Origin of the sequence: Streptomyces sp. NBC_01210 (genome assembly GCF_036010325.1) — a bacterium.
Lineage (GTDB): Bacteria > Actinomycetota > Actinomycetes > Streptomycetales > Streptomycetaceae > Streptomyces.
In genome coordinates, this window is the sequence record NZ_CP108549.1 from 6,002,889 (window position 1) to 6,022,357 (window position 19,469).

The 19,469-nt window shown below is 69.7% G+C and carries 16 protein-coding genes; 9 read left to right on the forward strand and 7 right to left on the reverse strand.

The window, feature by feature from the left end; all coding sequences use genetic code 11:
* Window positions 1-31 precede the first annotated feature (31 nt).
* The gene (locus OG735_RS27520; protein WP_327325811.1) at window positions 32-1,564 is read left to right on the forward strand and encodes a ricin-type beta-trefoil lectin domain protein; all 1,533 of its coding nucleotides are present in this window, start codon (window positions 32-34) and stop codon (window positions 1,562-1,564) included.
* A 90-nt stretch (window positions 1,565-1,654) separates the two neighbouring features.
* Here OG735_RS27520 and OG735_RS27525 read toward each other — a convergent pair whose 3' ends face one another.
* Window positions 1,655-3,322, reverse strand: a complete 1,668-nt coding sequence (locus OG735_RS27525; RefSeq protein WP_327325812.1) for a fumarate hydratase — start codon at window positions 3,320-3,322, stop codon at window positions 1,655-1,657.
* A gap of 238 nt (window positions 3,323-3,560) precedes the next feature.
* On the opposite strand from OG735_RS27525, the gene OG735_RS27530 reads away from it, so the two are divergent.
* Together OG735_RS27530 and OG735_RS27535 are read left to right on the forward strand one after the other, a co-directional pair.
* On the forward strand, window positions 3,561-4,226 hold the full coding sequence (locus OG735_RS27530; RefSeq protein WP_327325813.1) for a DUF1707 SHOCT-like domain-containing protein: 666 nt from the start codon (window positions 3,561-3,563) through the stop codon (window positions 4,224-4,226).
* Window positions 4,227-4,377: 151 nt separating this feature from the next.
* Entirely contained in the window at window positions 4,378-4,728 is a 351-nt protein-coding gene (locus OG735_RS27535; RefSeq protein WP_327325814.1) for a WhiB family transcriptional regulator, read from the forward strand.
* Between the two features lie 84 nt (window positions 4,729-4,812).
* Here the strand turns inward: OG735_RS27535 and glpX are convergent, their stop codons facing one another.
* A complete protein-coding gene (gene glpX / locus OG735_RS27540) occupies window positions 4,813-5,844 on the reverse strand; it encodes a class II fructose-bisphosphatase (RefSeq protein ID WP_327325815.1) in 1,032 nt (343 codons plus the stop codon).
* 132 nt (window positions 5,845-5,976) lie between these two features.
* Between glpX and OG735_RS27545 the strand changes: the two genes are divergently transcribed.
* Window positions 5,977-6,492, forward strand: a complete 516-nt coding sequence (locus tag OG735_RS27545; RefSeq protein WP_442812628.1) for a DUF4245 domain-containing protein — start codon at window positions 5,977-5,979, stop codon at window positions 6,490-6,492.
* 64 nt (window positions 6,493-6,556) lie between these two features.
* Here OG735_RS27545 and OG735_RS27550 read toward each other — a convergent pair whose 3' ends face one another.
* From OG735_RS27550 to OG735_RS27565, 4 genes are all read right to left on the reverse strand, one after another.
* On the reverse strand, window positions 6,557-7,147 hold the full coding sequence (locus OG735_RS27550) for a malonic semialdehyde reductase (RefSeq protein ID WP_327325817.1): 591 nt from the start codon (window positions 7,145-7,147) through the stop codon (window positions 6,557-6,559).
* A 129-nt stretch (window positions 7,148-7,276) separates the two neighbouring features.
* Window positions 7,277-7,531 (reverse strand): exodeoxyribonuclease VII small subunit, encoded by a 255-nt coding sequence (locus OG735_RS27555; protein ID WP_327325818.1) that lies wholly within the window; start codon window positions 7,529-7,531, stop codon window positions 7,277-7,279.
* A gap of 100 nt (window positions 7,532-7,631) precedes the next feature.
* A complete protein-coding gene (gene xseA / locus OG735_RS27560; RefSeq protein ID WP_327325819.1) occupies window positions 7,632-8,840 on the reverse strand; it encodes an exodeoxyribonuclease VII large subunit in 1,209 nt (402 codons plus the stop codon).
* 46 nt (window positions 8,841-8,886) lie between these two features.
* Complete coding sequence (locus OG735_RS27565; protein WP_327325820.1) at window positions 8,887-10,248, reverse strand: APC family permease; 1,362 nt, start codon at window positions 10,246-10,248, stop codon at window positions 8,887-8,889.
* Window positions 10,249-10,326: 78 nt separating this feature from the next.
* On the opposite strand from OG735_RS27565, the gene OG735_RS27570 reads away from it, so the two are divergent.
* Both OG735_RS27570 and ppgK read left to right on the forward strand, forming a co-directional pair.
* Window positions 10,327-11,319 carry a 4-hydroxy-3-methylbut-2-enyl diphosphate reductase gene (locus tag OG735_RS27570; RefSeq protein WP_327325821.1) on the forward strand — a complete coding sequence of 331 codons (993 nt, stop codon included), beginning with the start codon at window positions 10,327-10,329 and terminating at the stop codon, window positions 11,317-11,319.
* A 102-nt stretch (window positions 11,320-11,421) separates the two neighbouring features.
* Window positions 11,422-12,162: a polyphosphate--glucose phosphotransferase gene (ppgK, locus tag OG735_RS27575; RefSeq protein ID WP_327325822.1), complete on the forward strand. Its 741-nt coding sequence runs from the start codon at window positions 11,422-11,424 to the stop codon at window positions 12,160-12,162.
* Between the two features lie 307 nt (window positions 12,163-12,469).
* Here ppgK and OG735_RS27580 read toward each other — a convergent pair whose 3' ends face one another.
* Window positions 12,470-13,054: a DUF6542 domain-containing protein gene (locus OG735_RS27580; protein ID WP_327325823.1), complete on the reverse strand. Its 585-nt coding sequence runs from the start codon at window positions 13,052-13,054 to the stop codon at window positions 12,470-12,472.
* A gap of 185 nt (window positions 13,055-13,239) precedes the next feature.
* On the opposite strand from OG735_RS27580, the gene ychF reads away from it, so the two are divergent.
* From ychF to OG735_RS27595, 3 genes are all read left to right on the forward strand, one after another.
* Window positions 13,240-14,328, forward strand: a complete 1,089-nt coding sequence (gene ychF, locus OG735_RS27585; protein WP_327325824.1) for a redox-regulated ATPase YchF — start codon at window positions 13,240-13,242, stop codon at window positions 14,326-14,328.
* A 789-nt stretch (window positions 14,329-15,117) separates the two neighbouring features.
* Window positions 15,118-16,320 (forward strand): serine/threonine-protein kinase, encoded by a 1,203-nt coding sequence (locus OG735_RS27590; protein ID WP_327325825.1) that lies wholly within the window; start codon window positions 15,118-15,120, stop codon window positions 16,318-16,320.
* 103 nt (window positions 16,321-16,423) lie between these two features.
* Window positions 16,424-19,468 (forward strand): SNF2-related protein, encoded by a 3,045-nt coding sequence (locus tag OG735_RS27595; RefSeq protein WP_327325826.1) that lies wholly within the window; start codon window positions 16,424-16,426, stop codon window positions 19,466-19,468.
* Window position 19,469: the final 1 nt, after the last annotated feature.

Sequence of the window (19,469 nt, forward strand, 5' to 3'; positions counted from 1 at the left end):
ACCCGGACTAACAGCAAACCGGGGAGGCGCAATGAGGCGCACCAGGCACAGACTTCGCTGTACGGTCGCGGCCGCCGCGGCACTGGCGGCAGGACTTGGCGGAATGGCTGCCACGGCCACCACCGCCCGGGCCGCGCAGCCCGACGCGATCCGTACCGCAGCATCCGTACCGCTCCCGCCCGAACTCGAGCCCATCCGCGCTGCCGAGGCCGTCAAGCTCTACGGCAGCCCCGCCGAACGCCCGCTCGCCGACCGCAGGACCGGCCTGATCTCGCTCGGTGACAGCGAGATCTCCGGTGAGGGCGTCGGCACCTACGAACCAGGAACGAACGGCCCCGACAACTGGTGCCACCGCTCGCCCGATGCCGCCATCCACCGCACGGGCATCGCCGCGGACATCACGTACAACGTCGCCTGCTCCGGCGCGGACACCGGGAACATCCGGATCGGTGGCTCGAAGCAGCACGCCGACGAACTGGTCCAGAGCGACAATCTCGCCATCAAGGCACGCAACACCCGGATCAAGATGGTGCTGTTGGTGGCCGGCGCCAATGACGATCTGCACTTCGGCCCGGTGATGACCGACTGTGTCACGCGCTATGTGCTGTTCCAGGGGCCGTGCGAGCCGAAGTACGCGGCGGGCTGGCAGGGCCGCGTCGACGGCCTGGTCCCCAAGGTCGAGCAGACCGTACGGGACCTGCGCACCGTGATGAGCGACGCCGGATACGCCGACGGCGACTACAAGCTGGTCGTGATGGGCTACCCGAGCCCCATCGGCCCGGACTTCCGCGACAATCCGAACTTCCCCGGCAAGCTGATCTGCGGCGGTATGGGCTACGACTCCGACACCGTCTGGGGCCGCAACACCGCCGTCCCCGCGTTCGAGCGCGGTATGCGCAGGGTCGCGCAGTCCACCGGGGCGGTCTATCTCGACAACTCCCGGCTCTTCCACGGCCATGAGGTCTGCATGGAGGACACCTGGGCACGCGGGCTGTACATCGATCTCTCCAACCCCATTCCGCCGGACTCCAATTCGGCCCGCCAGTCCTTCCACCCCAATGTGCGCGGGCATGCGGCGTTCGCCTCCTGCCTCACCCAGCTGTACAACTCGGGGCTGAAGGAGGCCAGTTGCGCGGATGTGGCGTCGACCGGGAAGCCGGCGCTGTACGCGGGCGCGTGGGATGACACGTACAAGCCGCTGAAGGAGGAGGCGACGGGCTCGTGCCTGGATGTCGCGGGTGCGGTCAGCCGCAACGGGACGGGCGTGGTGGGCTGGGACTGCCACGGCGGGCGTAACCAGGGCTGGTGGTACGACTCGGCGCGCAAGTCGCTGCACACGGAGCTGACGCAGGACCGGTGCCTGGATGTACCGGGCGGGAGCTATGCGGCGGGCGCGGCGGTAGTCGTGTGGAACTGCCACGGCGGCGCGAACCAGCAGTTCGTCCGCACCGGCGGGACGATTCGGCCGTCGTCGGCGACGGGATTGTGCCTGACGCTGGCGTCGGCGAAGGAGCCGGTCCGGCTCCAGCCGTGCACCGGGGCGGCGAACCAGCGCTTCGCGTAGGGCTGTTCCCCGTGTCCTCAAACGCCGGGCGGGCTGAAGTCCAGCCCCGCCGGCGTTTGAGGCGCGAGGTCCGGGGCGGAGCCCCAGTCGTTACGCCAGCCCCGGACCCCGCACCGGAATCGACGTGAATGTCGGCGCGGGCGCCGGCTCCGTGAAGAAGTCGTTGCCCTTGTCGTCCACCACGATGAACGCCGGGAAGTCCTCGACCTCGATCCGCCACACCGCCTCCATGCCGAGCTCCTCGTACTCGACGACCTCGACCTTCTTGATGCAGTCCTGCGCGAGCCGCGCCGCGGGCCCGCCGATCGAGCCCAGGTAGAACCCGCCGTGCGTCCCGCACGCGTTCGTCACCTGCTGCGAGCGGTTGCCCTTGGCCAGCATGACCCTGGAGCCGCCCGCCGCCTGGAACTGCTCGACGTACGAGTCCATACGGCCGGCCGTCGTCGGCCCGAAGGAGCCGGACGCATAGCCCTCGGGGGTCTTCGCCGGACCGGCGTAGTAGACCGGGTGGTCCTTCAGGTACTGCGGCATCTCCTCGCCCGCGTCGAGCCGCTCCTTGATCTTGGCGTGCGCGATGTCGCGGGCCACGACCAGCGGGCCGGTCAGCGAGAGCCGGGTCTTGACCGGGTACTTGGTGAGCTCGGCCAGCACCTCGTCCATCGGCCGGTTGAGGTCGATCTTCACGACGTCACCCGCCTCGTCCAAGTGCGCGTCCGTCGTGTCCGGCAGGAAACGTGCCGGGTCGGTCTCCAGCTGCTCCAGGAACACGCCCTCGGCAGTGATCTTCGCGGTGGCCTGGCGGTCGGCCGAGCAGGAGACGGCGATCGCGACGGGCAGCGAGGCGCCGTGACGCGGAAGGCGGACGACGCGGACGTCGTGGCAGAAGTACTTGCCGCCGAACTGCGCGCCGATGCCGATCTTCTGGGTGAGCTCGAAGACCTTCTCCTCCAGCTCCTTGTCCCGGAAGCCGTGGCCGGTGGCCGAGCCCTCGGCGGGCAGCTCGTCGAGGTAGTGCGCGGAGGCGTACTTCGCGGTCTTCAGCGCGAACTCGGCGGACGTGCCGCCGACGACGATGGCGAGGTGGTAGGGCGGGCAGGCGGCCGTACCGAGCGAGCGGATCTTCTCCTCCAGGAACTTCATCATGGAGGCCTCGTTCAGGACCGCCTTGGTCTCCTGGAAGAGGAAGGACTTGTTGGCGGAGCCGCCGCCCTTTGCCATGAAGAGGAACTTGTACGCGCCGCCGTCGGTCGCGTACAGCTCGATCTGGGCGGGGAGGTTGGAGCCGGTGTTCTTCTCCTCCCACATGGTGAGCGGAGCCATCTGCGAGTAGCGCAGGTTGAGCTTGGTGTAGGCGTCGTAGATGCCGCGCGAGAGAGCTTCCTCGTCGCCGCCCTGCGTCAGGACGTTCTGGCCGCGCTTGCCCATGACGATCGCCGTGCCGGTGTCCTGGCACATCGGGAGTACGCCGGCGGCCGCGATGTTGGCGTTCTTCAGCAGGTCCAGCGCGACGAACTTGTCGTTGGAGGAGGCCTCCGGGTCGTCGACGATACGGCGCAGCTGCGCGAGGTGGGCGGGCCGCAGGTAGTGCGAGATGTCGTGCATGGCCTCGGCGGCGAGCGTACGCAGCGCCTCCGGCTCGACCTTGAGGAACGTACGCCCGTCGGCCTCGAAGGTGGAGACACCCTCGGAGGTCACCAGCCGGTACGGCGTGGTGTCCTCTCCCAGCGGGAGCAGATCGGAGTACTGAAACTCTGGCATTACGGCCATTCCTCACTCGGCAGACAGCGGCGCTGACGTCCATTGGCAGCGCGCCCTTCAGCGTAGAACGCGGTCGGCCGCGCAGGCTTGTGAGGTAGGGCTCACTCGCGCATCGAGGGGCGCCGGCAGGCCCTCCGGTGGGTGAGAGGCGGGGTCCGGGGCGAAGCCCCGGCGCCCGGCGCCGCGCCCGGCCCCGTACCCCTAGTCGCGATCTATCGCGTTTCGCTACGCTGGATCCGTGGACCTCGAAAAGCACCCCCAGAAGCCGGTCGCCCCCGCGGAGCCCAGCGACGCCATCCGCGCCTCGGATGCCGACCGCGACCGGATCGCCGACATTCTCCGGGACGCCCTGGCCGAGGGCCGGCTGGACGCCGAGGAGCACTCCGAGCGGATCGACGCCGTCTACCGGGCCAAGACCGTCGGGGAACTGGAGCCGCTGGTCCGGGACTTGCCCGCGGCCCGCACCGGCACTCGTGGCGACGCCATGTCGTACGCGTACGGGCCCGAGGAGCCCGTCGGCCCCGCCGAGAATCTCATCGCCGTCTTCTCCAGCTCCACCCGCAAGGGCCGTTGGCGCGTCGGCCGCCGCACCAACGCCTTCTCGCTCTTCGGCAACATCGAGATCGACCTCACCGAGGCGCTCTTCGAGCAGCGGCTGACCGTCATCAACGCCACCTCCATCTTCGGCAATGTCGAAGTGCGGGTCCCGGAGAACATCTCGCTGCGCGGCAGCGGTACCGGGTTCTTCGGCAACTTCGACGTGCTCACCCTGGAGGCGGCCGATCCGGAGGCCCCGGTGGTCGTCGTGAACGGGTATTCGGTTTTCGGCAATGTCGAGGCCAGGCCCAAACGGGGCCGTCTCATCGCCGACCTCCATGACCGCCTGCGCAAACACCTCGGCTGACGGCTCCGCTCCGGAGCACTTTCCGGCCGCGAGCGCCTGCCCGCAATTCCGTGCCCCGGAACTCAGTGCCACTCAGTGAATAGGAGTGCGTACAGCGGGTAGGGAGTGCTGCATCGTCTCTCGCTCGCGAAGCCGTCGTCAGGAGTAGACCGTGCTGCAACTGCCGCATCAGTCCTTGCAGGTCGCCGCCGTTCCGCCCCAGCGAATTTCCGCTCGGGAAGATCAGGCCGGGCCCTGGCACGCGGAGGCGGTGTGCCGCCGGGACGAGGCCGGACTGTTCTTCGCTCCGTCCAAGGAACCGACGGCCGCGCGGCTGTCGCGCGAGGAGGCCGCGAAGCGGGTCTGCGCCCGCTGCCCCGTGATGGTCGAATGCCGGGAGCACGCCCTGCTCCAACCCGAGCCGTACGGCGTGTGGGGCGGGCTGACCGCGGCCGAGCGCCGCGTGGTGCTGGCCCGGCGCAGGCGGCGCGAGGTGGAGCTCAAGAAGTCGGCGGCGGCCTGAGCGCCGGGCAGGGACGGGAAGGGGCGCCCCCACCGCACTTGGGGGGCGCCCCTTCCCGTACCCGCTTGTCCCGCTCGGCTCGTCCTACTTGGCGCGGTCGAAGTCGATGGCGCTGTACGCGCGCAGCTTCGACAGCCGGTGGGTCGAGTCGATCTGGCGGATCGTGCCGGACTTGGAGCGCATCACCAGCGAGGACGTGGTGGCGGTCTCGGCGCGGTAGCGCACGCCGCGCAGCAGCTCGCCGTCCGTGATGCCGGTGGCGACGAAGAACACGTTGTCGCCACTGACCAGGTCGTTCGTGTGCAGCACCCGGTCCAGGTCGTGCCCGGCGTCGAGCGCGCGCTGCCGCTCGGCGTCGTCCTTGGGCCAGAGCTTGCCCTGGATCGTGCCGCCGAGGCACTTTATGGCGCAGGCGGAGATGATGCCCTCGGGGGTGCCGCCGATGCCGAGCAGCAGATCGACGCCGGTGCCTTCGCGTACGGCCATGACCGAGCCCGCGACATCGCCGTCCGAGATGAACTTGATGCGGGCGCCGGTCTCGCGGATCTCCTTGACGATGCCCTCGTGGCGGGGGCGGTCGAGGATGACGACGGTGACGTCCTCGGGGGACATGTTCTTGGCCTTGGCGACCCGGCGGATATTGAGCGAGACGGGGGCGGTGATGTCGACGAAGTCGGCGGCCTCGGGGCCGGTGACCAGCTTGTCCATGTAGAAGACCGCGGACGGGTCGAACATGGTGCCGCGGTCGGCGGCGGCGAGCACGGCGATGGCGTTCGGCATGCCCTTGGCGTTCAGCGTGGTGCCGTCGATCGGGTCCACGGCGATGTCGACCTCGGCGCCGGTACCGTCGCCGATCCGCTCGCCGTTGAACAGCATCGGGGCTTCGTCCTTCTCGCCCTCGCCGATGACGACGACGCCGTTCATCGAGACGGTGGAGACGAGGGTTCGCATGGCCTTGACGGCCGCTCCGTCCGCGCCGATCTTGTCGCCGCGGCCGACCCACCGGCCGGCGGCCATTGCGGCGGCCTCGGTGACCCGGACCAGCTCCAGGGCGAGGTTGCGGTCGGGGGCCTCAGGAGAGACCTCGAGCTGGGACGGCAGATGATGCTCGGTCATCGGAGCGCACCTTTCTGTACGACGACGGCCGGAAAAGAGGGTGATCCGACTCTATCGGTACGTCGATAAATTGAGCAGAGGGGGCCACGTTTGAGCACACTTCCATGATGCGACCATGGGGGCGTGGCAGGTATGCGAGGCAGACAGACGGTGCGGGACATGGTGCTGTCGATGGCGGTGATCGGCGCCGTCGTCGCAGTGATCTACGTGTTCATTCCGCACGACGAAAAGGCGGACCCGGTCAAGGCGGTCGACTACCGGGTGGAGCTGCTGACGGCACGGCGCGCGGCGCCGTATCCGGTGGCGGCACCCGAGGGACTGGCGAAGGAGTGGAGGCCGACATCGGTCTCGTACAAGCGCGCCGATGCGGACGCCTGGCACCTCGGCTTCCTGGACCCGGACGGCGAGTACATCGCGGTCGAGCAGTCCACGGCGCCGGCCGGCAAGTTCATCCCGAAGGTCAGCCAGCAAGCCCGGGAGACCGGGAAGACGCAGCAGGTGGGCGGCGTGGCCTGGCAGCGCTGGGAGGGCCCGAAGTACGACGCGCTGGTGCGCGAGCACAAGGGCTCGACGACCGTGATCACGGGTACGGCGTCGCCGGAGCGGCTGGCGGAGATGGCGACCGCGCTGGAGTCCAAGAAGTCCTGATCTCGTTGTAGGAAAAGGCCGCCGCACCCCGGAGCGGGTGCGGCGGCCTTCTGCTTGTGCGGGATCAGACGGTGGTGACGACCTCGTCGTAGGACAGTCGCGGCGAGCGCGGGAACGAGGCGTCCTCGCCGGGCTTGCCGATGTTGACGATCATCAGCGGGGTGTGGTCGCCGTCCAGGAACTCCTTCTGGACGCCGGCGAAGTCGAAGCCCGTCATCGGGCCCGCGGCCAGGCCGGCGGCGCGGACGCCGACGATGAAGTACGCGGCCTGCAGCGCGGCGTTGAGGGCGGCGGCCTGCTCACGGACCGGGCGCTCGGCGAAGAACATGTCCTTGGCCTGCGGGAAGTGCGGGAACAGGGTCGGGAGCTCCTCATGGAACTCGTTGTCGGCGGCGAGGATCGCGACCAGCGGGGCGGTGGCGGTCTTCGGCTGGTTGCCCTCGGCCATGTGCTTGACCAGACGCTCACGAGCCTCGTCGGAGCGGACCAGGACGACGCGCAGCGGGCTCTGGTTGAAGGCGGTCGGGCCGAATTTGACCAGGTCGTAGATCGCCTGGACCTGCTCCTCGGTCACCGGCTCGTCGGTGAACGTGTTGGCGGTGCGGGCCTCACGGAAGAGGAGGTCCTGGGCGGCGGAGTCAAGGGCGAGGGTCATGCTGGCGTACCTTCCGGGGGGCGTGCAGAGGATCTTTACGACGGCTCCAACCGCACCCCGTTGGATTAAATTTCAACTACATGCCCATGGTGACCCGACTCACACCCGGGAGCACCCCCCCGGACCTGCTCAGTCTTCGGCGGCCTCGGCGGCCTCGCCCTCTCTCGTGCCCTCGCCCTTCCCCTCGGAAAGCGCCGCGTCGAGCCGCGCGCGGGCGCCCTCCAGCCAGTGGCGGCAGACCTTCGCCAGCTCCTCGCCGCGCTCCCACAGAGCCAGCGACTCCTCGAGCGTCGTGCCACCCGCCTCCAGGCGGCGTACGACCTCGATCAGCTCGTCCCGCGCCTGCTCGTAACCGAGCGCGGCCTCGTCCGTCTTGGCACCCATGCGATCCACCCTATGTGTGAGGTAGGACAACGACCGTCACCTGCTCACGGTTCATCTGTTCACGACGCGCCGGCCGCTGTTCACGACGCGTCGGCCGCGCTCACTCCGCGACCCGTACGGCGAACTCGCCCTCCGAGACCCGCGCCCGCAGCTCGTCACCCACCGCGACCTCCTCCGGCGAGCGGACCACCGATCCGTCCGCCCGCTGCAGCACCGCGTACCCCCGCTCCAGCGTCGCCGCCGGGGACAGCGAGACCACCCGCGCCCGGGTGTGCGCCAGCTCCGAGTCCGCCCGGTCCAGCAGATGCCCGAGCACCCGCCGACTGCGGGCGACCAGCGCGGCGGCCTCCGCCTCGCGCTCGTCCACCATCCGGTGCGGGTGCTCCATCGACGGCCGGGCCAGCGCATGGGCCAGACCCCGCTCCTCCCGGTCCAGCAGCCCCCGGACGGTGCGCAGCGCACGGTCCCGCAGCTGCCGCACCCGGTCCAGTTCCTCGCCGACGTCAGGGACGACCTTCTTCGCCGCGTCCGTCGGCGTCGACGCCCGCAGATCGGCCACCAGGTCGAGCAGCGGCGCGTCCGGCTCGTGCCCGATGGCCGACACCACCGGCGTACGGCACTCGGACACCGCGCGCACCAGCTGCTCGTCCGAGAACGGCAGCAGATCCTCCACGCTGCCGCCGCCGCGCGCCACGATGATCACGTCCACGTCCGGGAGCGTGTCCAACTCCTTCACCGCCTGGACGACCTGGGCCACCGCGTGCACGCCCTGCACCGCCACATTGCGCACCTCGAAGCGGACGGCCGGCCACCGCCGCCGGGCGTTCTCCAGTACGTCGCGTTCGGCAGCGGACGCACGCCCGCACACCAGCCCCACCCGGTGCGGCAGGAACGGCAGCGCCTTCTTCCGCTCGACGGCGAACAGCCCCTCCGCGCCCAGCGTCCGCTTCAGCTGCTCGAGCCGGGCGAGCAGTTCACCGATGCCCACCGGCCTTATCTCCACGGCCCGCAGTGACAGCTGCCCCCGCGGCGCGTACCACTCCGGCTTGGCGTGCACCACGACCCGCGCGCCCTCCGCCACCACATCCGCGACCGCGTCGAAGACCTGCCGGAAGCAGGTGACACCCACCGAGATGTCGTACGACGGGTCGCGCAGCGTCATGAAGACGACCCCGGCGCCCGGCCGCCGCGACAGCTGGGTGATCTGCCCTTCCACCCAGACCGCCCCGAGCCGGTCGATCCACCCTCCGATGAGCCGTGACACCTCGCCGACCGGCAGCGGCGCTTCCGCGGACGTGTTGAGAGCCATACGGGCGAGCGTATCGGCCGCGTACGACAACATCCCTCAGCGCGAGCTACACCGCGGAACCGTGCCGCTCCCACTGCACCGCGAGCACGATCAGCCCCACCCCCAGCCACAGCACACCCACCACCTGCGCCGCCCCGGCCGCCGCCACGATCACCGTGACCGTCACCGCCGCGCCCAGCGCCGGCATCACCAGATGCCGCAACCAGTCGGGGGTGCCATCACGCCGCTTCACCACGAACCAGCCGATCACCGACGCGTGCAGCAGCGTGAAGGCGGTCAAGGCGCCGATGTCGACCACCGACACCAGATGATCCAGACCGTCGCCGCGCCGCGCCGCCCACACCGCGGCCACCATCGTCACGGCCGCGGCCAACAGCAGTGCAAGCCGTGGCACACCCGAATCCGTGCGTGAAAGCACGCGCGGCAGCCGACGGTCCCGCGCCATCGCGAAGAGCAGTCGGCCCGCCGCTGCCTGCCCGGCCAGCGCCGCGAACGCCGCCCCGATCGCCTTGCTGGCCGCGACCAGGTCGTGCAGCCAGCCCCCGACCGAGGTGTCCACCGCGTCGTAGAAGGCCGACCCCTGTTTGACCGGCTCGGCCGCCAGCTCCGCCGACGACAGCGGCTCGAGCAGCGCCGCCAGATACGTCTGCGCCACGAACAGCCCACCCGCCAGCGCCAGACAGAACAGCACCGCCCTGGCCACCTTCCGCGAGCCGCCCGTCACCTCCTCCGCGAACGAGGCGATCGCGTCGAAGCCGAGATACGACAGCACCGCCACCGACACCGCGCTGAACACCGCCGTCATCGAGAAGCCCGCGTCACCGGTCAGCGGCGACAGCCAGTCGCGCCGCGCCCCGTCCTGCCCGAGCGTCACGACGGCCGACACCATGAACACCAGCAGCACCACGATCTCCATCGCCAGCACCGCGAAGCCGACCCGGGCCGCCGCCCGTACGCCCCACAGATTCAGCAGCGTGGTGACCACCACGGCGATCCCGGTCCACACCCACCGGTCCACCTCCGGGACCAGCGCCTCCATCGCGATCCCGGAGAAGAGATACGCGACGGCCGGGATCAGCAGATAGTCGAGCATCGCCATCCAGCCGGCGATGAACCCCGGCGCATCGCCGAGCCCCTTGCGCGCGTATGTGTAGACCGAGCCGGCCTGCGGCGCGACCCGCACCATCAGCGCGTAACTGAAGGCGGTGAACGCCATGGCGATCGTCGCGACCGCATAGACGAGCGCCACGGCCCCGTGCGACTTCGCGTCGAGCGTGCCGAACACGCCGACCGGCGCCATGGGTGCGATGAAGAGCAGACCGTAGACGAGGAGATCCCGGAATCCGAGCGTGCGCCGCAGCCCGCTGTCGGTGCCGTCCCCCGTGTCGGACCCTTCAGCTGCCGCCATCGCGTCCCTCCGTCGCTCGCGTCCCGCCTCAGTCTTCCCCCTGAGGGTGATCTCTGGCCTTCCCGACGCGGCCTTACGATGGGGGGCATGACTGCTACGACTCCTGCCCGACGCGTCCTGCTCGCCGCTCCCCGTGGCTACTGCGCGGGCGTGGACCGTGCCGTGATCGCCGTGGAGAAGGCCCTGGAGCAGTACGGGTCGCCGATCTACGTCCGCCACGAGATCGTCCACAACAAGTACGTCGTACAGACCCTTGAGAAGAAGGGCGCGATCTTCGTCGAGGAGACGGCGGAGGTCCCCGAGGGGTCGATCGTCATGTTCTCGGCGCACGGCGTGGCCCCGGTCGTCCACGAGGAGGCCGCCGAGCGCAAGCTCGCGACCATCGACGCGACCTGCCCGCTGGTGACCAAGGTCCACAAGGAAGCCGTCCGGTTCGCCAACGAGGACTACGACATCCTGCTGATCGGGCACGACGGCCACGAGGAAGTCATCGGTACGTCCGGCGAGGCCCCCGAACACATCACGCTCGTGGACGGCCCCGAGGATGTCGCGAACGTCTCCGTACGGGACGAGTCGAAGGTCGTCTGGCTCTCCCAGACCACGCTTTCGGTCGACGAGACGATGGAGACGGTCGACGCGCTCAAGACGAAGTTCCCGCAGCTGATCTCCCCGCCGAGCGACGACATCTGCTACGCCACGCAGAACCGCCAGATCGCGGTCAAGCAGATGGGCGCCGAGGCGGACCTGGTCGTCGTCGTCGGCTCCAAGAACTCCTCGAACTCCGTCCGGCTGGTCGAGGTGGCGCTGGGCGCGGGCGCGCGCGACGCGCATCTGGTGGACTACGCCTCGGAGATCGAAGAGGCCTGGCTGGACGGCGTCTCGACGGTCGGCGTCACTTCCGGCGCGTCGGTGCCCGAGGTCCTGGTCGAGGGCGTACTGGAGTGGCTGTCGCAGCGCGGTTTCGAGGATGTCGAGATCGTCAAGGCGGCCGAGGAGTCGATCACCTTCTCGCTGCCGAAGGAGCTCCGCCGCGATCTGCGCGCGGAGGCGGCGGAGCTGTCGGGAAAGTAGTCCGATCATCGACCCGATCATCGACCCGATCATCGACCCGATCATCGACCCGATCAGCAGTCCGACAAGTGACCGTCAGCCGCTGCCCGTAACGTTGTGTCCATGAACGTGTTCGGAGTGGACATCGGCGGATCCGGCATCAAGGGCGCACCTGTGGACCTTGAGCGCGGCGACCTGGTGCAGGAGCGCCACAAAGTCCTGACCCCACACCCATCGACGCCCGCAGCCGTGGCGGACGGCGTCGCCGAGGTGATCGCGAATTTCGGCTGGTCGGGCCCGGTAGGCATCACCTTCCCCGGCGTCGTCACGAGCGGCGTCACCCGCACTGCGGCCAATGTGGACAAGGGCTGGGTCGACGTGGACGCCTCGAAGCTGCTCGGCGAGCGCCTCGGTGGCCTGTCGGTGACGATCCTGAACGACGCGGACGCGGCGGGCGTCGCGGAGATGACGTTCGGGGCGGGCCGCGGCCGCAAGGGGACGGTGATCCTGCTGACCTTCGGTACGGGCATCGGCAGCGCGGTCTTCATCGACGGCCGGCTGGTCCCGAACACCGAACTGGGCCACCTCGAGCTGCACGGCCACGACGCCGAGAAGCACGCCTCCACGAAGGTCAAGGAGGACGAGGGCCTGAGCTGGCAGCGCTGGGCGCACCGGGTGCAGAAGTACCTGGCCCATGTGGAGATGCTGTTCTCGCCGGAGCTGTTCATCATCGGCGGCGGTGTGAGCCGTAAGGCGGACAAGTTCGTGCCGCTGATCGAGGGCATCAGGGCGGAGATCGTCCCGGCGGAACTGCAGAACAACGCGGGGATCGTGGGCGCGGCGATGGCGGCGGCGGGCAGGTAGCGGGGCGGCGGGACTCTGCCGGTACGGGCGGGAGCCCGCCGGGCCGGGGCACCTCAGCCGGTACGGGCGCGCAGAGCACGCACCCCGTCCTTGCGCCTCAGCCGGTACGGGCGGGAGCCGTGCGCACCTCGTAGGCGGGACTCTGCCGGCCCAGGCGAGGGCGCACCCCGGTCCTCGCGGCTCAGCGGGTCCAGGCGGGAGCCCGCGCAGCTCGTACGCGGGCCTCAGCGGGTCCAGGCGGGAGCCGCGCGCAGCTCATACGCGGGACTCAGTCGGCCCAGGCGAGGGCGCACCCCGTCCTCGCGGCTCAGCCGCGCCGGACGGGGCCGCCGCCCGGCCGCCCGCGCCGCTGTCGGCGCCCCATCATCCGTACCTTCCGTACGCAGGTGATGAGCCCGGCGACCAGCGTGCCGCCGTACAGCCAGCCGGCGTGCACCGCGAGCGCGGTGACCAGGGCCATCGTCTGCCCGCCGAAGCCCCCGGTCCCGCCCGAGATCGGCACGATGCCGACCGCGAAGGCGATCGGCACGCTAATCGGCGCGGTGACCAGGTCGGCCTCCCGCACCCAGAGCGCGGTCAGCGCGCTGACGGGCAGGAACAGCAGCCCGAACACCACGGCGGAGCCGTCGAAGAGCAGCCAGTCCAGAAAGCCGAGCGCGAACATCGTCGCGGCGGCGAACAGCCCGCCGCCGAGCCCGGTCAGCCGGGGCTTGGGAAGTCTGCGCAGCGCGAGCACAACCGGAGGCACGGGCCGCGCGGGCGGTGCCGCCACCCGGTACACGGCGGGGGCGCCCTCGGCGAGCGCGCCCTGTGGGGAGAGAGGGGCTTGCTGGGAAAGAGGGGCCTGCGGGCGCTGTCGGCGCTGAGGGTGACCTGTCCTGTGCTGCTCCACCCGGACAACGTAGGTCGCGATGTGGGAGGAACCAGGCACGGGACACGCCCTTTGGCTGACCTTGGCGTTGAGTTCGACTCCCGACTGCCGTCGCTGCCCGGCTCGACCCGCCCGTAAACTGGGGAATCGGCCCGCCTCCGGGCCGTACGGCCATCTGCCAGTCCTTACTCCAGGAAGTCGCCAACGTGTCGCTCACGATCGGAATCGTCGGTCTGCCGAATGTCGGCAAGTCGACCCTGTTCAACGCCCTGACCAAGAACGACGTGCTGGCGGCCAACTACCCGTTCGCCACGATCGAGCCGAACATCGGCGTCGTCGGCGTCCCGGACGCCCGCCTCGCCAAGCTCGCCGAGATCTTCGGCTCGCAGCGGATCCTCCCGGCCACGGTCGACTTCGTCGACATCGCCGGCATCGTGCGCGGCGCGAGCGAGGGAGAGGGCCTGGGCAACAAGTTCCTGGCGAACATCCGTGAGTCCGACGCGATCTGCCAGGTCATCCGCGCCTTCAAGGACGAGAACGTCGTGCACGTCGACGGCAAGATCTCGCCGAAGGACGACATCGAGACGATCAACACCGAGCTGATCCTCGCCGACCTGCAGTCCGTCGAGAAGGCTGTGCCGCGTCTGACGAAGGAGTCCCGCCTCCAGAAGGAGAAGGTCGCGGTCCTGGCGGCGGTCGAGGAGGCGCAGAAGCTTCTCGAGGCGGGCACGACGCTCTTCGCCGCGGGCATCACGGCGGGCACGGAGAAGGGCCGCCTCCTGCACGAGCTGCACCTCCTCACCACCAAGCCGTTCCTCTACGTCTTCAACGTGGACGAGGACGAGCTGGTCGACGAGGACTTCAAGAACGAGCAGCGCGCGCTGGTCGCCCCGGCCGAGGCGATCTTCCTCAACGCCAAGATCGAGTCCGAGCTGATCGAGCTCGACGACGACGAGGCGCTGGAGCTCCTCCAGTCGATGGGCCAGGAGGAGCCGGGCCTGGCGGTGCTGGGTCGCGTCGGCTTCGACACGCTCGGCCTGCAGACGTATCTGACGGCGGGCCCGAAGGAGACCCGCGCCTGGACGATCAAGAAGGGCGCGACGGCTCCCGAGGCGGCCGGTGTGATCCACACCGACTTCCAGAAGGGCTTCATCAAGGCCGAGGTCATCTCCTTCGAGGACCTGGTCGAGATGGGCTCGGTGGCGGAGTCCCGCGCGAAGGGCAAGGCGCGTATGGAGGGCAAGGACTACGTGATGCAGGACGGCGACGTGGTGGAGTTCCGCTTCAATGTCTAGCCGGTGACTTAACACCACTTCGCTGATCTGGCAAACATGCAGGTCAAAGGGGGTCTGACTCTTCGGGGTCAGGCCCCTAGATTTTTACCGTGCTGGATAGGTGCTGGATATTCTGACCCCTCGGCACCTGTCATCACCCCTGCTCATCCCTACCGTGCTGGATTCGTGCTGGGAAGGATGAGAGCGCCTGTACTGGGGCGTGCACTGACCAGAGCCTGGCCTGCGCCGAGAAGTGCTTCGTGGCCTATGTTCGGTTTCGTTCACGTGGTGGAGGCAATGGCGCTCCGTCTTGCGAGTGGCCAAGGTGTCGGCCGGACATCGGCTTGGCCGAGTGCTTCTGGCTGCACTCCCGCGCAGGTGCTGTCCGCGCGCTGGTGGGACAGGGGCGTGGGTCCAGGGGGCTGCGACGGATTGCTTCTGCTGGTGTTGAGGAACGCAGACTGGTGGTCAACCTGTTCACGCCGTGGTGGCGCGGAAAACGGTGGGCGTCTGGACGAAGTTGGACACGTCTAGGAGCGACTCGTTGTCAGTGGTTGTCTCACCCGGAACGAAACCAAGGCGCCCCAGCGCATGCGCTGCTACGCGAGGTCCTGCAGTACACGGAGATTCTCTGCTGATCCTTGGAGCTTGCTGAGGCTGACTTTGACCCCGCCCACCCGAGGGGGCAAATGATGGTCCCTTGGGAGCGGCGCACTGGGGTGTTGAGCTTGCCTACACTGCTGTTGCCGGGCGGAGCTGTGTTCCTGGTCGGCGGTTGTAGGGCGTCTGCGAGGGGGAAAGCGTGGCACCGTGGAACCACTGAGGGACGACGACCCGAAGGAGATCGGCGGTTTCACCCTCGTCTGCCGCATCGGCTCCGGTGGCATGGGCCAGGTGTTCCTCGGCGAGTCCGCGGCCGGTCACCAGGCCGCCGTGAAGGTTATCAAGTCCTCCGTACTCGACGAGGACACCCGGGCGCGCTTCCTGTCCGAGGTAGAGAGCCTGCGCACGGTCTACGGCCCCTTCGTCGCTGCCTTCGTCGGTGCCGACGCGGACGCAGATCAGCCATGGCTCGCGGTGGAGTACGTCCCTGGACCCGATCTGCGCACTTTGATCACCGGGCAGGGACCCCTGCCACTCGCCGAGACCGCCAGTCTCGGGGCACTGCTCGCCGAGGGCCTTGGCACCGTCCACGACGCGGGGCTGCTCCATCGCGACCTGAAGCCGCAGAACATCCTGCTTTCCTCCTACGGCCCCAAGGTGATCGACTTCGGTCTCGCCGTGCTAGCGGAACGCCGCACCACCCTGACGGCCACCGGATTCGTCGTCGGCAGCGTCCTCTGCATGCCGCCGGAGCAGGCGCGGGGCGAGCACCATTTGGACCGGTCCGCCGACGTGTACGCGCTGGGCGCGGTGCTGCTCTTCGCCACGACCGGGCACTACCCGTACGAGGGGCCGACTTGGCAGGCCGTCGCCCTGAAGATCGAGGACCCGGCGACCCCTCCCGACCTGACGGACGTCCCACCGGAGCTCGTGCCGCTGATCACGGACATGCTGGCGCTGGATGCGGACGCACGGCCGGCACTGCCCGAGGTCACCGAGCGGCTGGTGCGCGTCATCCGTGAACTGGGTCTAACCGCCTTCCAGGCCAAGCGCCGCCTCATCGGCCTGACGCCCGAGATCAGCGTGCCCCAACTTCCCGCACCGGCTTCCGAACCCCCGGCGGGAGCCGGCGCACCCGCCTACACGCCCGCCGTCATCGACCAGGCGGCGGTCGAGGACGACGAGCAGGCGGTCCCGACCGTGCCCGCGGGGGCCGGGCAGCACACCGCCGAGGGAGACCCCGACGGAGATGACCCGGACGAAGGCGCCTCTGCCCGCCAGGAGTCCCCGCCCGCGCAGCGGGAAACCCCTCCCCGCCCACGCGGCGGGATGACCGCTGTCCGGCCCTCCGCGCCCTTGAGGATCGCCGAGCGGATTCGTGCTGGATACGCCCGTGAGGCCCGCTTCTGAGCAGTCACGACCTCCGTGCCCGAACCCGTACGTCCCCCTTCCTCCCCGTGACAGACTTTGCGGTGGCGAGAGCGACGACACACGCAAGACGAAGGGGCCGTGAGTGACCGACCAGGGGGCGACGCAGGAGGGGACCCGGTTCCCGCCGGGCGCGCAGATCCTCGTACGGGACGAGGAGTGGCTGGTCCGCAACACCACCACTACCGATCACGATGGGGAGAGGATCGAGGCGGTCGGTGTCTCCGAGTTCGTCCGGGACGAGGAGGCCGTCTTCTTCAGCGGGATCGACACGGTGGAACTCCTGGACCCGGAGAAGACCGTCCTCGTACCTGACACCTCCTCGTACTTCCGGCGCAGCCGCCTGTTCCTGGAAGCCGTCCTGCGCAAGACGCCGCTGCCCCAATCGGAGCGGGGCCTCGCCCTCGCCGACCGCTTCCTTCTGGACCCGCTCGTCTACCAACAGCGTCCGGCCGAACTCGTTCTGTCCATGCGCAACCTCCGCCCCCGGGTCCTGATCGCCGACGTCGTCGGTCTCGGCAAGACCTTGGAGATCGGCCTGACCCTCGCCGAGCTCATCCGTCGCGGCCGCGGCGAGCGCATCCTGGTCGTGACCCCGCAGAGCATCCTGGAGCAGTTCCAGCACGAGCTGTGGACGCGTTTCTCCATCCCGCTCGTACGGCTCGACTCGCTCGGCGTCCAGCGTGTCCAGCGTGAGCTTCCGGCGGGGCGGAACCCATTCACGCACTACAAGCGCGTGATCATCTCCGTGGACACCCTCAAGAACATCGGCCAGTACCGGCACCACCTGGAGCGGATCCGCTGGGACGCCGTCGTTATCGACGAGTCCCACAACCTGATCAACCCCGGCAGCCAGCGCCGCGCCCTCGCCGAGATCCTCGCACCGCGCACGGACGCCCTGCTGCTCGCCAGCGCCACCCCGCACAACGGCGACAAGCGGTCCTTCGCCGACCTGATCTCCCTGCTCGACCCGGCCGCCATCGCCGACCGCGACCACTACGATCCGGCGGAGGACCTCGGCCACCTCTACATCCGGCGCACCAAGATCAGCCCCGAGGTCCGGGACGAGATGGGCACCGAGTGGCCGGACCGGGGCCCCACCGTCTCCCTCCACTGCGCGGCCACCGAGGCGGAGGAACGGGTCTTCGCCGAACTGGCCGAGCACTGGATTCCCGCACCGCCGTCGAGCACGGAGTTCGGCACCGCCGGCCAGAACCCCGTCTCGGTCGCCGTCGAGCCGGTCTTCGCCTACAACCTGCTCAAGACGTTCCTGTCCTCGCACGTCGCCCTGGGCGAGACGGTCGCGAACCGCGTCGCCTCCCTCACGGTCCGGGTACGCAAGGCCGAGGAGAAGGGGCTGCGGCCCGACCCGGCCATCGCCGCCGAGCAGGCCGCCCTCGCCCGCCTCCGGGAGATCGTCTCCGGCATGGGCGACGGCACCGCGCCCGGGGACTCCGCCAAGCTCGACGCCCTCGTCGCCCAGCTCAAGGAGATCGGTGTCGGCCCCCGGTCCGCCACGCGGGCCGTGGTCTTCTCCGAACGCGTGCGCACACTGACCTGGCTCGCCGAGGTCGTTCCGCCCCGCCTGGGCTTCCCGGTCGGGACCGACGGCACGTCGAAGGCCGTGGCCGTGATGCACGGCGGCCTCAGCGACGAGGAACAGGGCAAGGTCCTTGAGGCGTTCGGCCTCGCCGACACCCCCGTCCGGCTGCTGTTCACCGGAGACGTGGCCTCCGAGGGCGTCAACCTGCACCGCCAGTGCCACCACCTCGTCCACTACGACATCCCGTGGTCCCTGATCCGCATCGAGCAGCGCAACGGCCGTATCGACCGGTACGGGCAGAAGCACGAGCCCCGGTTCCACGCGCTGATCCTCACCTCGGCCGCCCCCGGGGCCAAGGACGACCGCACGGTCGCCGAAAAGCTGCTCCTCCGGGAGGAGGAGGCGCACAAGCTGGACGGCACGGCCGAGGCCGTCTCCGGTCTCTACCGGGCCGAGGAGGAAGAGCGCCGGCTCATCAAGGAACTGGTCAGGGGCGGCACGGTCGAGGAGTTCCTGGAGTCCGCCCCCGCCGACGACACGGCACTCGCCGACCTGTTCGGCCAGGTGGACATGATCACCGAGCAGGAGTTGCCCGCCCGCGCCGAGCTGATCTCGCTCTTCGACGGCGACACGGCCGACTTCGTCGCCACCGCCCTTGACGAGGTGTACGAGGAGCGCGCCGAGGACCAGATCGCCCTGTCGCCCGGCACCGACGCCCAGGGCGGCGCCTACTTTTCCCTCTCCCCGGCCCTGGCCCCCGACCTGCTCCACCGCCTCAAGGCCCTGCCGCCCTCCTACCTCAGAGAGCAGCATGTCGCCGAGCGGATGCTGGTCACCTTCGACCGGGCCCTCGCGCAGCGCAAGCTCAACGAGGCCAGGGACAGCAGCACCACCATGTGGCCGGACGTCTCTCTCCTCACCGACATCCATCCGGTGGTGGAGTGGCTGACGGACAAGGTCCTGGTCGAGTTCGGCCGGCAGGAGGCCCCGGTCATCACGACTCCGCACGTCGACGGCCCGGTCTTCCTCGTCCAGGGCATCCACTCCAACGCCCTCGGCCGTCCGACCGTGGTCCGCTGGATGGCCGTGACCGGGATCCGGCCCGACGGCACCGGGACGGCCGAGGTACGCCCTATGGCCGACGCGCTGCGCGACGCGAAGGTCGGCCCGAGGCTCGCCCGCACCGGAGGCCCGCGGGACCTGGACCGGCTCCAGGCCCTCGTCCCGGCCGCCGTCGCCGCCGCCCGGCGCCACCTGGACGCGAGCAGGGCCGAATGGGAGGAGCAGATCAGCGAGCCCCTCGCGACGTACCGCGACCATGTCGCCCAGTGGCGTGCCGACTCCCTGCTGCCCGGCGTCACCGGCCGCCGCGAGCGCCTCGTCGAGGAGACCGCCGACGAACTGGCCCGGCTCCTCGACCAACTCCAGACCACCGGACGCCCGTTGCTGCGGGTCCTTGCCGTCCTGGACCGCCCCGGTGCCCCGGACGCCTCCGGAGACGAGGCGGTCGCCCCCGCGGCCCCCTCCCCGGACCCGGCACCCGCATCCGACGCCGCCCACCCGTCCGACGCCCAGGCGGAGAACTGAC